Source organism: Mesorhizobium sp. M2A.F.Ca.ET.067.02.1.1, from assembly GCF_004023285.1.
Taxonomy (GTDB): Bacteria; Pseudomonadota; Alphaproteobacteria; order Rhizobiales; family Rhizobiaceae; genus Mesorhizobium.
Map to the genome: position 1 here is coordinate 1 of NZ_RZSB01000061.1, position 14,603 is coordinate 14,603.

Annotated in this window: 12 protein-coding genes; 6 read left to right on the plus strand and 6 right to left on the minus strand. The window is 65.4% G+C overall.

What is annotated here, in order from left to right:
- Positions 1-285 precede the first annotated feature (285 nt).
- Entirely contained in the window at positions 286-555 is a 270-nt protein-coding gene (locus tag EOA28_RS07925; RefSeq protein ID WP_127253573.1) for a hypothetical protein, read from the minus strand.
- A 283-nt stretch (positions 556-838) separates the two neighbouring features.
- Here EOA28_RS07925 and EOA28_RS07930 point away from each other — a divergent pair, with 283 nt between their 5' ends.
- The gene (locus tag EOA28_RS07930; RefSeq protein ID WP_042646879.1) at positions 839-1,285 is read left to right on the plus strand and encodes a pyridoxamine 5'-phosphate oxidase family protein; all 447 of its coding nucleotides are present in this window, start codon (positions 839-841) and stop codon (positions 1,283-1,285) included.
- 105 nt (positions 1,286-1,390) lie between these two features.
- On the opposite strand, the gene EOA28_RS07935 is transcribed toward EOA28_RS07930, so the two are convergent.
- The 5 genes from EOA28_RS07935 to EOA28_RS07960 all read right to left on the minus strand — a co-directional run bounded on the left by EOA28_RS07935 (position 1,391) and on the right by EOA28_RS07960 (position 8,303).
- Complete coding sequence (locus tag EOA28_RS07935; RefSeq protein ID WP_127253575.1) at positions 1,391-2,959, minus strand: indolepyruvate oxidoreductase subunit beta family protein; 1,569 nt, start codon at positions 2,957-2,959, stop codon at positions 1,391-1,393.
- On the minus strand, positions 2,952-5,105 hold the full coding sequence (locus EOA28_RS07940) for an indolepyruvate ferredoxin oxidoreductase subunit alpha (protein WP_128314795.1): 2,154 nt from the start codon (positions 5,103-5,105) through the stop codon (positions 2,952-2,954). Before EOA28_RS07940 ends, EOA28_RS07935 begins: the two co-directional genes overlap by 8 nt.
- Positions 5,106-5,150: 45 nt before the next feature.
- Positions 5,151-5,633 carry a MarR family transcriptional regulator gene (locus tag EOA28_RS07945; protein ID WP_127253577.1) on the minus strand — a complete coding sequence of 161 codons (483 nt, stop codon included), beginning with the start codon at positions 5,631-5,633 and terminating at the stop codon, positions 5,151-5,153.
- On the minus strand, positions 5,633-7,204 hold the full coding sequence (locus tag EOA28_RS07950; protein ID WP_128314796.1) for an NAD(P)/FAD-dependent oxidoreductase: 1,572 nt from the start codon (positions 7,202-7,204) through the stop codon (positions 5,633-5,635). The genes EOA28_RS07945 and EOA28_RS07950 overlap by 1 nt, the downstream gene beginning before the upstream one ends.
- 307 nt (positions 7,205-7,511) lie before the next feature.
- Positions 7,512-8,303, minus strand: coding sequence for a cyclase family protein (locus tag EOA28_RS07960; protein WP_128314797.1), 792 nt, complete (start codon positions 8,301-8,303; stop codon positions 7,512-7,514).
- A 119-nt stretch (positions 8,304-8,422) separates the two neighbouring features.
- On the opposite strand from EOA28_RS07960, the gene EOA28_RS07965 reads away from it, so the two are divergent.
- From EOA28_RS07965 to EOA28_RS07985, 5 genes are all read left to right on the plus strand, one after another.
- Entirely contained in the window at positions 8,423-9,997 is a 1,575-nt protein-coding gene (locus EOA28_RS07965; RefSeq protein ID WP_127249842.1) for an NAD(P)/FAD-dependent oxidoreductase, read from the plus strand.
- Positions 9,998-10,092: 95 nt separating this feature from the next.
- The gene (locus tag EOA28_RS07970) at positions 10,093-11,622 is read left to right on the plus strand and encodes an ABC transporter substrate-binding protein (protein WP_126079665.1); all 1,530 of its coding nucleotides are present in this window, start codon (positions 10,093-10,095) and stop codon (positions 11,620-11,622) included.
- Between the two features lie 190 nt (positions 11,623-11,812).
- On the plus strand, positions 11,813-12,820 hold the full coding sequence (locus tag EOA28_RS07975) for an ABC transporter permease (protein WP_126079666.1): 1,008 nt from the start codon (positions 11,813-11,815) through the stop codon (positions 12,818-12,820).
- On the plus strand, positions 12,813-13,661 hold the full coding sequence (locus tag EOA28_RS07980; protein WP_128314798.1) for an ABC transporter permease: 849 nt from the start codon (positions 12,813-12,815) through the stop codon (positions 13,659-13,661). The genes EOA28_RS07975 and EOA28_RS07980 overlap by 8 nt, the downstream gene beginning before the upstream one ends.
- Positions 13,658-14,536: an ABC transporter ATP-binding protein gene (locus EOA28_RS07985; protein WP_127249840.1), complete on the plus strand. Its 879-nt coding sequence runs from the start codon at positions 13,658-13,660 to the stop codon at positions 14,534-14,536. Before EOA28_RS07980 ends, EOA28_RS07985 begins: the two co-directional genes overlap by 4 nt.
- The last annotated feature ends 67 nt before the right edge of the window (positions 14,537-14,603 follow it).

The following is a 14,603-nucleotide window of genomic DNA, read 5'->3' on the forward strand; positions in this document are numbered from 1 at the left end:
TCACCGGTGGGAAGGGACCGGGCCATGCCACGGCCTGTCCGAAAGGACGACCACGATCCACTCGGTCTCCTTCCCACCTCAACCATACACCAGAACCAACACACAGGATCCTCGGGTCTGCGCCGCGTCGCTTCGCTCCTTGCTCCGCCCGTGGATGACGAGGCTGAGGGCCCGCTGCCAATCACGAACGCTGGCGCGGAGGTTTCGAACCTGTGCGTGGGGACCTTAGCCAAACCGCCCGCGCCGTTTCCGGCGCGGGCGTCGACGGCGATCCGGAAGCGGTCATCAGCTCCAAAAACCGTGATGCCAGCGGCCGTGATACCAGAAGCCGGGATGCCAATGGCGCACATGCATCGGGCGGATGATCACCCTGCCGTTCGGCACGCATCTGCCCCAGCGGTTCACGTGCCAGCCCGGGCCGCAGCGCCAGCCGACGGTCTCGACTGGCAGCGGAGATGCGCTTGGCTTGACAAGCGGCATGGCCTCGGAGCCTACGGCGGAAACCGTCAATGTGCCGGCGGCCAGGGCGATGGACAGAAAGTATTTTGCGAACATGCGTTGTCTCCGTAATTCGTCCCTACGTCCGTGAAACGAAGTGTAGGCCGATTTCCGTCGGAGCGGTGTGGATCACATCTTCGTTAGCTCCTTCGACGGTGCCGCCCCGCGGCGGTTCAGCACGCGTGGTCTCGCGGTTGCGCCGTTGAAATGGGATTGCCGCGGCCGGCATCAAATTGATCCATATCAAGGAGCCACGAGGTTCTCCGCTCTAAGCTTTGGATTGACAAAGGCCGATCGGCGGAGACCGGCCGAAGGCGAGTTGAGACCAGGAGTCATAGCGATGATGATCCGCACGCTCTCCACCTTGGAATGCACGAAATTGCTGGCGACAAACCGCACTGGACACCTGGCATGCGTGAAGGACGGACAACCCTATGTCGTGCCCTTGAATTACGCCTATGCCGACAGTCACCTCTATGCGTTTTCGCTCCTTGGCAAGAAGGTCGACTGGATGCGGGCCAATCCCCTGGTGTGCGCACAAGTGGCGGAACACACACAGGGGCGCGGGTGGAAAAGCGTGATTGTCGACGGCCGCTATGAGGAACTGCCGGACCGGATCGGCCACAAGGTTCAGCGCGACCATGCGTGGGCAGTGTTGAGCAAGCACACCGACTGGTGGGAGCCCGGCGCGCTCAAACCCGTCACGCCTCCCACCTCGGATAACATGCCGCACGTCTTTTTCCGGATCCTCGTCGAGCAGATTTCGGGACGGGAAGCCACCGAATAGACTGCGCCATTCGGCGCGAGCCGTGCCCCGACATCGAAGCGTCATCGCCAGCATTCGCGCTGCCGACATCCTTCGTGACGGCAACCCGGATGGAGCAGAGCCGGACTATTCGCCCAACGTCGCCACCGTCTTCAGCGCGCCGTCCAGCATGTCGCCCTTCTCGTCCTTCAGCGCCGCCTCGCGCAGCCGGCGTAGCCAGTCGGCGGCGTCTTCGCGACCCTTGAGCATCGGCAGCGCCGAGAGCACGCGGTCGAATTTCGACTGGGCGCGGGCATGGGTGTCGCTGTAGCCCTTGATCAGCCGGCGGCAGTTCAGGATTTCGGTGGCCAAAGCGTAGTCCTGCCGCGCATGGCTGAGCGCCAATTCGTACCAGCGCTCGAGATGCTCGACTTCGACCTTGTGGCGCAGCAGGCGGCGGCGCCAGCGGCGCAGGCCGCCGATGAACCACAGCATGGCGAAGCCGGTAAAGCTGTCGGTGCGGATGTGGCGGCCGCGATTGATGCGGCGGTCGAGGAAGGCGGCGAGCTTCGGCCGGCTCTCGATATAGCTGCCGAGCCCTGCCGGCATAGTGCCGCAGAATTCCTCGATGCGCGGATGGAAATATTCGGTGACCTGCAGGACCGCACCTTCCTTGACGCCGACCTCCTTGCGCACGCGCTTGTCGCGGGTCGAGCGCGTCTTGAGATCGGCGACGCGGATCATGTCGTCATAGCACATGGCGTTGGCGAGATGCTTTGCCGCGGCGGTGGACAGAGCATAGCCGCGCTCCGCATTGTCCAGCGCCACCGCCTTGTCCAGCCGGTGAAGATATTCGCCGCCATAGGCGACGTCCTGGTAGTCGACGACCTTCTTCAGCCCGCGCTCGGCCATGTCGCGCAGCGGCTGCGGCAGCGCCGCGACGCGGGCGGCAAGCTGCTGCCAGCCCTTCAGCAGGGTTTCCGGACCGCTGACCTTCGCCGTCGACTTGGGTGCGGCGGCAGGCTTCGCGGCCTTCTCGCTTGTTGGCGCGGCCGCGATGCCCAGCGCGCGGTCACAAGCCGCGCCGAAGGCGGCAAGGCTGGCTTTCACACCACGACCGCCGGCGCCGATCGCCTGCTCATAGCTTTCGCGGGGGAAGGGCAGCGCATCCGAGCCGGCCAGCGCGCCGAGCAGGCTGGCCGAGATCATGGTGCCATTGTCGGCGGCGATCTTTTCCATGTCGAAGGCGATGAAGCGCTTGGCCGCGGCCTCAGCCGTCGCGTGCACCTTTTCCGACGAGGCGCGGCCGTCGCCCGGCTCGATCTTTTCCGACACGGCGGCGATGCGGTGCGAGGAGGTGATCAGCGTCGTGCGTTCGGGCGTGACGAAGCCGCGGATGATGGCGCGGCCCGCCTCCATCAGCTCGGCTGCGATCAATATGTCGACGTCGCCCTGCGACGGCGACAGCGCGAAGACCGGCAGCCGGCCGGTGTCGCGGGCCATCTCGATATAGTAGATCGTGGCGCCGGTGCGCTGGGCGACGCCGGCGACGGAGGTCGATTGCGCGATGTAGCCGTTGCGCTCGGCGACATCGGTGATCCAATCGGCCAGCACGCCGCCACCCTGGCCGCCAACGGCGAGCACGGCGAGCTTTATCACCCGCTCGTCATCAAAGGCGCCCGATTTCGGGCGCAGCGCTGCTTTGTGATCAAGCATCGGCAAACATCAAACGGCGGCTCTCGCGGCGGCGCTGCAACAGGCCGATCACGGCGCGGCGCGCGCTTTCGAGGAAACGGTCCCAGCGGCCGGGATTGTGGACGACATCGGCGCGGTAGAAGGAGGGGCAAAGCACGGCGGCGTCCGCCACCTCGCCGCAATTGCCGCAGCCGACGCAATTCTGGTCGATCGAGGCGACGGGATCGTCGCGCAACGGATCGTCGAGCGACTTCACCGACAGCGATGGACAGCCAGAGAGGCGCATGCAGGCATGGTCGCCGGTGCAGATGTCCTCGTCGACACCGAATTTCGGCTTGACCACGCGCTCGCCGCCCTTGATCGCCTTGTCGACCAGCGGCTTCTCGCGGCGCTGGCGGTTGAGCATGCATTCGGACGAGGCGACGATGACCTTCGGCCCCTTCTCCTCGGTGGTCAGCGCCTCGCGCAGCGCGGCGCGCATCTTGCCGACATCATAGGTGCGGTCGATGTGGCGCAGCCATTTGACCCCCATGCCCTTCACCGCTTCATCGATCGGATGCTTCGTCGACTTGGTGCGGTTGTTGGCGCGCGACGACAGGATGTCCTGCCCCCCGGTGGCGGCCGAGTAGAAATTGTCGACGATGACGATGACGCCGTCATTCCGGTTGAAGACGGCATTGCCGATCGAGGAGGTGAGGCCGTTGTGCCAAAACCCGCCGTCGCCGACGAAGGAAATCGAGCGGCGTTTTGCTTCCGGCGAGTTGAAGGCGGAGGCCGAGGCGGGCCCCAGCCCGTAGCCCATGGTGGTGGCGCCGAGCTCGAAGGGCGGCATGATCGAGAACAGATGGCAGCCGATGTCGGAAGCGATGTGGTGCTTACCGAGTTCCTGCTCGACCAGCTTGGTCGCGGCGAAGATCGGCCGCTCCGGGCAGCCGACGCAGAAGCCCGGGGGCCGGCCCGGAACGACATTGATGAGATCGGCGGTGTCGATGCCTTCGCCCAGCTTGTTCGGCGCGCGCACCTCGCCCGGCAAAAGATGCGGGGCGTTGGCGCGCAGGAAGGAGCCGATGCCGTCGAGCATCACCTGCCCAGTATATTCGCCGGCCATCGGCAGATGCTCCTTGCCGACCAGCCTGGTGCCGCGCCCGGCCTTATGCAGCATCGCGGCAAAGGCCTGCTCGATATAGTTGGGCTGGCCTTCCTCGACGACCAGCACCGCCTGCTTGCCTTCGCAGAAGGCGAGGAACTCGTCGTCCACCAGCGGATAGACGGCGTTGAGCACGTAGAGCGGCACGTCGGTGTCGCCATAGGTGTCGGCAAGGCCGAGCCGCTGCAGCGCGCGGATGACGGAATTGTACATGCCGCCCTGCATGACGATGCCGACCGAGCCATGGTCCGGCCCGAACATCTCGTTGATCTTGCGGCTATTGATGAAATCGACCGCCGCCGGCCAGCGCTTGGCGACCTTCTCCTTTTCATGCAGGAAGGAAGCGGGCGGCAGCACGATGCGGCCGGTGTCGCGGCGCGGCGCCGACAGCGCGTCGGCGACCGACATTGGCGGGCGCTTGTTGTCCTTGGCGATGAAGTGGCCGTGGACATGGCAGCAGCGGATGCGCACCTGCAGCATCACGGGTGTGTTCGACGCCTCGGACAGTTCGAAGCCGTCCTCGACCGCCTTGACGATCGAGGGCAGGTTCGGGCGCGGGTCGAGCAGCCAGACCTGGCTCTTCATGGCAAAGGCGTGGCTGCGCTCCTGCATGATGGAGGAGCCCTCGCCATAATCCTCGCCGACGATGATCAGCGCGCCGCCAGTGACGCCGCCGGACGCAAGGTTCGCCAGCGCGTCGGAAGCGACGTTGGTGCCGACCGTCGACTTGAAGGTGGCGGCGCCCCGGATCGGATAGTGCACCGAAGCGGCAAGCATGGCGGTGGCGGTCGCTTCCGAGGCGCTTGCCTCGAAGTGCATGCCAAGCTCGCCCAGAATGTCCTGCGCATCGGCCAGCACATCCATCAGGTGGCTGATCGGCGCGCCCTGGTAGCCGCCGACATAGCCGACGCCGCATTGCAGCAGCGCCTTGGTGATGGCGAGGATGCCCTCGCCGGCGAATTCCTCGCCGGCTCCTAACCTCAGCTTTTCGACTTCCTTGGCAAAAGACCGTTCGGCCATGTCTGCCTCCTTCCGTTGCCGCAACCAGGCGGCGCGTACGTCAACTCAGATGTCGTGCTTGCGGATGTTCTTCAGCATCTTCTGCAGGATCGCGATCAGCGCCGCATATTCGGCATCGTCGACATCCTCGAACATCGCCTCGAAAGCGTCGTGCATCGCCGGCCAGGCGCGGGTGAAGAGCGCGCGTCCGTCGTCGGTCAGAAACACATGGCGGATGCGGCTGTCGGTGACGCCCTGCTCGCGCCGCACCAGGCCCTGGCCTTCCAGCGTGTCGAGCGTGCGGCTCAAGGTCGACTGCTCGATCACCGTATAGACCGATAGGTCGTTGACGGTGACGCCGTCGGTGACCGAGAGCACGGCGAGCGTCCGCACCTGCGGAATGGTAAGACCTTGCTTACGGAAATCCTCGCGCAAAGTGGCGTTGTAGCGGCCCATGATGCGGTTCATCAGATAGGGCGCGAATTGCTGCAGCCCGATCTGGCCGAGGGTCGAGATGCGCTGGGGTTTTTCGGCGAGCTTTTGTTCCATCAGAGCCTCCCCGCCAGAAGGAAGCCGGAGCCGCCGCCTAGGCCGGCTCCCGGATGGGTCGAAGCGCCGATATGGTAGAGGCCTTTGATGCCGGTCTCGTGGTTGCGGCTCGCCTTGAACGGCCGCCACAGGAAGGACTGGTCGATGGTGGATGAGCCGCCATAGGGATCGCCGCCGACCAGGTTGATGTTCATCGCCTCGAGATCGGCCGGCGAATAGGCGCGACGGGCAAGCACCGTGTCGCGGAAATCGTCAATGTGGCTGGCGAGGATCGCCTCGACGCGGTCGGCATAGGCCTCGCGCAGCGCTTCGGTCCAGCGCCCGTCAGCCGGGGCATTCAGCTTGCCGGCGGCATCGCCCTTGATGTGGCGCGGTGCCTCGGGAAGCTGCAGCCATAGGATCGCCTTGCCTTCCGGACAGCGCGACGGATCGAGCGCGTGCGGCTGGCCGACGCAGATGGTCGGAATTTCCGGCAGCAGGCCGCGCACCGCCTCGTTGCAGGCTTTGGAGACGCCATCCAAGCCCGGCGTCAGATGCAGCAGCGCCACCTTGTCGAGGCCCTCGCCGCGCCAGGCCGGCGGCTTGTGGAGCGCGTAGTGGATCTGAAAATTGCCCTTGCCGTAGCGATAGGACTGGGTGGCCTTGGTGGCTGCTTCCGGCGCATCCCTGCCGAGCAGGCGGCCGTAGAGCTGCGTCGGCGTGACCGAGCAGATGACGCTCTTCGTGGCGGTCAACGTCTCGCCCGACGCGAGCCGCACACCGGTGGCGCGGCCGCCGGTCTGGACGACCGAGGCGACGTCGGCGTCGACGCGTATCTCGCCGCCGCGTTCCTTGATCACCGCTTCGAAGGCGGCGAGCAGGTTTTTCGCGCCGCCCTTGACAATGGGGGCACCGGCGGCCTCCAGCGCGAAGGCGATGACCTTGGCGATCTGGCCGGAGAAGGCGTCTTCGGGCCCAAGCCCGGCATGCAGCACCCAGGGTGCCCAGAGCGCGCGGACCGTGTCGGATCTGTAGGTCGTCTCAAGCCAGCCGCGCGCGGGCACCAGCGCCTCGCCCATGAAGGCGGCGAGGTCGCGCGGGCCGCGCCGCCAGGCCTCGCCGGCCAGCAGCTTGGTTGTCGGATAGGACCAGAGCGCGCCGCCGAGCAGGCCGAACAGCAGCCCGGCATTGCGCTCGATGCCGCCGACGTCGCCGCCATGGCGGTCGCCGTCGCCGGCGGCGATCCGGTTGAGCGCCGGAATGTTGGTGGCGCGGTCGGTGGTGAGCACGGCATGGCTGCCGTCCGGCATGAGAACGCCTGTGGGAGTCGCCGTGTGGCAGAACTCCAGCCCATGCCGCGCAAGGTCCTTGCCAAGCGCGGCAAAGGCCGGCGAGGTGATGAACAGCACGAAGGTCGTCGCCATCACGTCATGGACGAAGCCCGGCGCGGTGATCTCCTCGGTGCGCATGCAGCCGCCGATGCGGTCGTTGCGCTCGAGCACCAGCACCTTGGCGCCCTTGGCGCCAAGCATTGCCGCGCAGACCAGGGCGTTGATGCCGCTGCCGACGATGATGTGATCGGCGGCGGTCATTGAGGGGTGCTCGCGGTCAAGAAATGGACGTCAATCGCGCAAAGCCGAGTTCCTTCGCGCCCCCCTCTGTCCTGCCGGACATCTCCCCCACAAGGGGGGAGATTGGCAGCCTCGGCGCCTTGCTCAATCCTGCGGCGTTGGAGATTGGCGAAAGCACGCGTGACGTCTGATCTCCCCCCTTGGGGGGGAGATGTCCGGCAGGACAGAGGGGGGCGCCGTAGAGCGCTGACGCTCCAAGACGACCACATCGACTCCATCACTCCATTGCCCTCGAGCATGATCTTCTCCCGAAGACCGCCGCCTCGCCCTATTTGCCTGGCACCAGCGCCAGCGCGCGGATCGGGCTGCCGGTGCCGCGCTCGATCTTGAGCGGGGCCGCGATCAGGATAGCGCCCTTCGGCGGCAGCTGGTCGAGATTGCAGAGGCTGGCGAGGCCATAGCGGTTGGCCTTGTGCATCAGCGTGTGGGCCGGGAATGGCGGCTCCATGCCGCCGGCCTTGCCGGCATCGGTACCGATCGTCTCCGAGCCCCAGCCCTTGATATCCTTGCTGATCAGGAACTGGATGGCTTCGGCCGTCGGGCCGGGCGTGTGAGGGCCGGTCTCGTTGGCATTGAGGAACTCGGCTTCCGAGCCGTTGCGCTTGTACCAGTCGGTGCGCATCACCACCCACTCGCCGGGATTGATGGCGCCGTGCTTGGCCTCCCAGGCCTTGATATGGTCGACGGTGAGCAGGAAATCGTGGTCTTCAGCCGCTTCCACTGAGCAGTCGATGACGTTGACCGGACCGATGAAATTCTGCGCCGGAATGGTGTCGGTGGCGCCGTCCGGATAATCCTTGCCGGTAATCCAGTGCTGCGGCGCGTCGAAATGCGTGCCCGAATGCTCGCCGAGCTTCAGCCAGTTCCAGGCCCACCACGGACCGTTCTTGTCGTATTTGGAAATCTCGTGGATCTCGATCTCCGGCGTGTCGACGGCGAGTTCCGGCGGCAGCTTGATCAGCGGCGTGTTCGGCCCGAGCGGCGCCGTCAGGTCGACCACCTTGATGGCGCCCGAGAGCAGCTGGCCGGCGACCTCGCCGAGGAGTTTCTGCGTGTCCATGGTCTTTGTTCCCTCTTGTCTCTGATGATCAAGGCTCGTTGCGGCCCTTAATATACCTACTAGACGAAAACATATGCATCTGCAATTATCTTTAAGCATAAAGCATTTTGGGGCGGGGCGTGAGCGAGTTCGACGCCATCTTTGTCGGGGCGGGCCACAACAGTCTGGCATGCGCCGCGCATCTGGCGCTCAAAGGCTGGAAAATAGCGGTTTTCGAACGCAGCGAAACGATCGGCGGGGCAGTGCGGACCGCCGAATACACGCTTCCCGGCTTCCGGCACGATTTCGGCGCGATGAATTTGAGCCTCTTTGCAGGCTCCGCCTTTCACCGGAAATATGCAAATGAATTGAATAGCCACGGGCTGGAGTTCGCGCCGGTGGCCGATTGTTTCGCCAGCGCCTTCCCCGATGGGAAATGGTTCGGCGTCAGCAACGACCTGGAAAAGACCGCATCGCGGCTGGCCGCCTTCTCGGCGGCGGACGCGGCCACATGGCGGAAACTGGTAGGCGCCTTCCCGGGCGAAGCTGAGCATCTGTTCCGGCTGCTCGGATCGCCGATGAGCGCAAGGGCGCTGGCCGGCACGGGCTGGAATCTCTGGCGCAAGAAGGGTCTTGCCGGCGCGCTCGATACCGGCCGGCTGCTGCTCTCATCGCCGCGCGGGTGGCTGGAGGAAAATTTCGAGACGCCGCATGTCCGCACCACGCTCGCGGCCTGGGGCATGCATCTCGACTTCGCGCCCGACATCGCCGGGGGCGCCGTCTTCCCCTACCTGGAATCGATGGCCAACCAGAGTTTCGGCATGGTGCTGGGCAAAGGCGGTGCCGACACCATCATCCATGCCCTGGCCGGCATGGTGAAGGCGGCCTGTGGCCAGATCACGACCGGCGCCGATGTCGCCGAGATCATGGTTTCCGGCGGCAGGGCGACCGGGGTGCGGCTGGCATCCGGCGAAACGCATGTTGCGACCAAGGCCCTCATTGCCGGTGTCGCACCGAAAGCGCTGCCGGGCAAGCTGCTGCCCAATGGCTCGGGCGACGCCGGTTTTGACGCTGCGATGCAGACATTCCGTCATGCGCCGGGCACGATGATGATCCATCTGGCGATGGACGATCTGCCGGACTGGAGCGCCGGCGCCGAGCTTCGCCAGTTCGCCTATGTGCATCTGGCGCCGTCGCTCGATGCCATGTCGCGCACCTACCAGCAGGCGATCGCCGGCCAGTTGCCCGACCAGCCCGTGCTCGTGGTCGGCCAGCCGACGGCCGTCGACCCTTCGCGGGCGCCGCAAGGCAAGCATGTGCTGTGGGTGCAGGTGCGCATGCTGCCGGCGGAGATCCTCGGCGATGCCGCGGGCAAGATCGCGCCGGCGCAGTGGGATGCCGTCAAGGACGCCTATGCCGAGCGCGTGCTCGACATCATCGAGAGCTACGCGCCGGGATTGCGCCGCAAGGTGCTTGGCCGCGCGATCTTCTCGCCACTCGATCTCGAGCGCGAAAACCCGAACCTGGTCGGTGGCGACCAGATCTGCGGCAGCCACCATCTGGCGCAGAATTTCCTCTTCCGCCCGGCGCGCGGCTTTGCGCGCTGGAACACGCCCGTCGCCAACCTGTACCTCACCGGAGCCGCGACATGGCCCGGCGCCGGCACGGGCGCGGCCTCCGGCTTCATGCTCGCCCAACAGCTGGGAGGAAACTAGAATTCCGGGACGGGAAGCGCGCGGTTGCCCGGGTGCCTGAACAGACGGATCGATGACGCCGCGCAAATTAAAGACAACCAACAAGGGGAACGACCATGACCATCAACAGACGCGACTTGCTTGGATATGGCGCCGCCGCGATCGGCGCGGCGACGCTTGGCCTGCCGAGGGCGGCCAAGGCGGCCGACGAGCTCACCATCGCCTACAACGTCAACCTGCCCTCCTGGGATCCGACGACCGGCCCTTCCGCGGTGAACCCGACCATTCAGGGCCTCTACCAGTCGGTGTTCGACCAGATCATCGGCCAGAAGCCGGACCTCTCCTTCACGCCGGGACTGCTCACCGAATGGGGCTGGAACGACGACCGCACCAAGGTGACGATGACGGTGCGCGAAGGCGTCAAATGGCATGACGGCTCGCCCTTCACGCCGGAAGACGTCGTGTGGTCGCTGACCCGGGCCGGCGACGAGAAGACCGGCAACCCGATCCAGTTCGTCTGGAAGAACGTCAACAATTTCAAGATCGACGGCAACAAGATCACCGGCGACGTCGTCCAGTTCGATCCGGTCTATTTCAAGTGGATGTCGTTCCTGACCGGCTACATCCTGCCGAAAGCCTATTACGAGAAGGTCGGGGCCGAAGGCTTCGAGAAGGCCCCGATCGGCACCGGGCCGTATATGGTCGACAAGTTCGAGCGCAACGCCTTCCTGCGCCTGAAGGCCAATCCGCATTATTGGGGCACGAAGCCGGCCTTCGAGAATGTGACGATCAAGTTCGTCACCGATGCGGCGAGCCGTGTCGCCGAGATCGAGTCGGGCTCCTCGCAGGTGACGCTCGAAATCCCCTATGAGGAATATGACCGGCTGATCGCCAAGGACGGGCTTGCCGGCTCGATCAAGAACGTCTCCGACATCGGCATGATCTTCTTCAACGACATCGAGGCGATGCTGGACAAGAACGTCCGCCAGGCGGCCGTGATGGCGGTCGACAAGGAGCTTCTTGTCAAGCGCCTGCTGCGCGGCTACGGCCAGCCGATCGCGACGCTGGAGACGCCGGAATACACGGCCTTCGATCCCTCGATCAAGGTCGAGCACAACCCGGAGAAAGCCAAGGAATTGCTAGCCGCCTCGGGCTATTCGACCAAGAAGCCGGTCAAGTTCACCATCCAGACCACCAAGGGCTTCAAGCCCAAGGACTATGAGATGATCCAGGCGATCGTCGGCATGTGGCGCAAGGTCGGCATCGAGGCCAAGATCGAGGTCTATGAGATCGCCAAGCATTACGAGCTGCGCGCCGCCGACAAGCTGGCGCCGGCCGCCTTCTACAATTGGGGCAACTCCATCGGCGACCCGACCACCTCGACCGGCTTCGCCATGTACGGCCCGAGCCCGCATTCGGTTTGGGACAGCAAGGACCTGATCGACATGATCAACCCGCTCTGGGGCGAGAAGGACGAGGCCAAGCGCATCGCCGGCTGGAAGGCGGTCGACAAATACATCGCCGAGCAGGCCTATGTGCTTCCGCTGATCCAGTATGCGCAGCCGATCGTGCATTCGAAGAAGGTCAACGTCGTGCAGCATGTGTCCGGCGCGTTGCTGCCGGCGCTGATGACCCCGGCCGCCTGATCGAAATGAGGAGGCGCGGTAGCGTGCCTCCTTCAACGACGCAGCCCCCTCATCCGGCCCTTCGGGCCACCTTCTCCCCCAGGGGAGAAGAGGCCGCCGACGGCTGAGCCAGCCTCTTCTCCCCACCGGGGAGAAGGTGGCCGCGAAGCGGCCGGATGAGGGGGATTCCGTTCAGAGTGATTACGCACGCATGCTGCTGCAGAGATTCCTCGTTCGTCTGTTGACGATGCTGGTGACGCTGTTTGGCGTCGCCATCGTCGTCTTCGTCGTCATCCGGGTCGCGCCAGGCGATCCGATCGCCATGATGCTGCCGCCCGGCGCCAGCGATGACGACATCGCCCGGCTGCGCGCGCTCTACGGGCTCGACAAGTCAATCGTGCAGCAATTCTTCATCTGGCTCGGCGGCGTGCTGCATGGCGATTTCGGCACCTCGATCTCGCTGCGCCAGGACGTGCTCGGCCTGGTCTTCGACCGGCTGCCGGCGACGCTGGAGCTGGCGACCGTGGCGCTGCTGATGGCGATCGCGCTCGGCGCCACCGCCGCGATCCTCGGCGCGCGCTCGCGCGGCACGGCCATCGAGGCCGGCATCGACATCGTGAGCGGCGCGACGCTCTCAATTCCCGATTTCCTGTGGGGCCTTGTGCTGATCCTTTTGTTCGGCGTGCTGGTGCCGGTGTTCGACATTTCCGGCCGGGTGTCGCCGCAGCTCGATCTGCCTTTCGTCACCCAGTTCTATCTGGTCGAGAGCATTCTCAGGCTGCGCTTCGACCTCACCTGGGACCTGCTGAAACACATGCTGATGCCGGCCGTGGCCTTGGCGCTGCCGCTGGCGGCGATTATCGCGCAGTTGCTCAAACAGTCGCTGAAGGAGGTGCTCGACCTCGACTATGTCGTGCTGGCGCGTGTCAAAGGCTTTTCCGAGACGCAGGTCATCCTGCGCGAGGCGCTGAAGAACGCGGCCCTGCCGACGCTGACGCTGGTCGGCGTGCAATTCACCTTCCTCATCGGCGGCACCGTCATCGTCGAGCGGCTGTTTTCCTATGAAGGTCTCGGCAATATGGCGATCGACGCCGTCATCAACCGAGACCTGCCACTGATCCAGGGCATCGTGCTGGTCTTCGCGCTGCTCTTCGTGCTGATCAACCTCGCCGTCGATATGATGTATGCGCTGCTCAATCCGAGGCTGCGCCATGGATGAGGCGCGCGTTGCCCGGCGCCGTTTGAGCCCGAGGCTGTGGCTGGCCGGCGGTTGGCTTGTGCTGGCGATGCTCGCGGCCATCTTCGCGCCGCTGCTCGCGCCGCAGGACCCGCTGGCGCAGGATTTGATGCTGGAGCGCCTGCCGCCCTTCTGGCTGGACGGCGCCGAGCCCGGCTATTGGCTGGGCACCGACAGCCTGGGACGCGATCTGTTGTCGCGGCTGATCTTCGGCGGCCGCATCGCCTTCATCGTCGCCTTTGCCGCGGCGACGTCCGCCTGCCTTCTCGGTTCGGCGCTCGGGCTGATCGCGGGCTATTTTGGCGGCTGGGCCGCCCGCATCATCTCGCGCGTCGTCGATGTCTGGATGGCGTTCCCGCCGGTCCTGTTCGCGATCCTGCTGGTGGCGGTGCTGGGCACGGGCCTCAGCTCCGTCATCCTTGCGATTGCGATTATCGACTGGACGCGCTTTTGCCGGGTGATCCGCGCCGAGGCGATGAGCCAGGCGCGCATGGATTATGTCGAGAGCGCGCGCATCGCCGGCTATGGCCGCATCGGCATCATGCTGCGCGAAGTGCTGCCCAATGTGCTGCCGTCTGTGGTGGCGCTTTTGTCGCTCGAAATGGGCATCGCCGTGATCGTCGAGGCGATCCTGTCCTTCGTCAATCTGTCGATCTCGACCGACGATCCGACCTGGGGCGGCATCATCGCCGAGGGCCGTCTGTCGATCCACCAGGCCTGGTGGGTGCTGGTGTTCCCGCTGATCACGCTGATCCTCACTGTGCTTTCCTTCAGCCAGTTCGGCGAAGCGCTGAAGGCGCGCTTCGATCCGGTGCTGCGATGAGCGCGTGTCTGGACATCCGCGGCCTGAGCGCCGTGCTGCCCAACGGCCAGCGCGTGCTGCGCTCGGTGTCGCTCGCCGTGCAGCCTGGCGAGGTGCGCGCGCTGGTCGGCGAGAGCGGCGCCGGCAAGACGATGATCGGCAAGGCGGTGCTCGGCGTGCTGCCGAAAAGCGTGCGCATCGTAGAAGGCGAGATGCTGATCGAAGGCGAGGATCTCGGCCGGCTCGACGCCAAGGCCCGGCGCAACCTGATCGGCGCGCGCACGGCGCTGATCCCGCAGGACCCGCTGACCGCGCTCAACCCGTCGCGCCGCATTGGCCCACAGATGACCGACCGGCTGGTGCGCATCCTCGGCTGGAGCGGCGAGCGGGCCGACAAGCGTATCCGCCAGTTGCTCGACGAGGTACAGATCCGAGATCCTGAACGCGTGCTGAAAAGCTATCCGCACGAATTGTCCGGCGGCATGCGCCAGCGCGTGCTGATCGCGGCGGCCTTCGCGGCGGAACCGAGGCTGATCGTCGCCGACGAGCCGACGACGGCGCTGGACGTGACCGTGCAGAAGCAGATCCTGCGGCTGATCGCGCATTTGCAGCGCGACCACGGCACGGCGATCCTGTTCGTCACCCACGATCTCGGCGTCGTTGCCAAGATCAGCCAGAAAGTGTCGGTGCTCTATGCCGGCAAAGTGGTGGAGGAGGCAGAGACCGCCCAGCTCTTCGCTGCCCCGCAGCACGCCTACACGCAGGCGCTGATCGCGGCGACGCCGCGCTACACCGATCCATACGCATCGCTGAAGCCGGTGGACGAGAGCGTGCTTGCCGGGCTCACGGCTGAGATCGCAGCCGCCGACAAAGATTGGAGGCCCGGCCATGGCTGAGCCGCTGTTTTCCGTGCGCGGGCTGAAAGTGGCGCTGCCGGACATGACGCGCAAGCCATTGATCGGC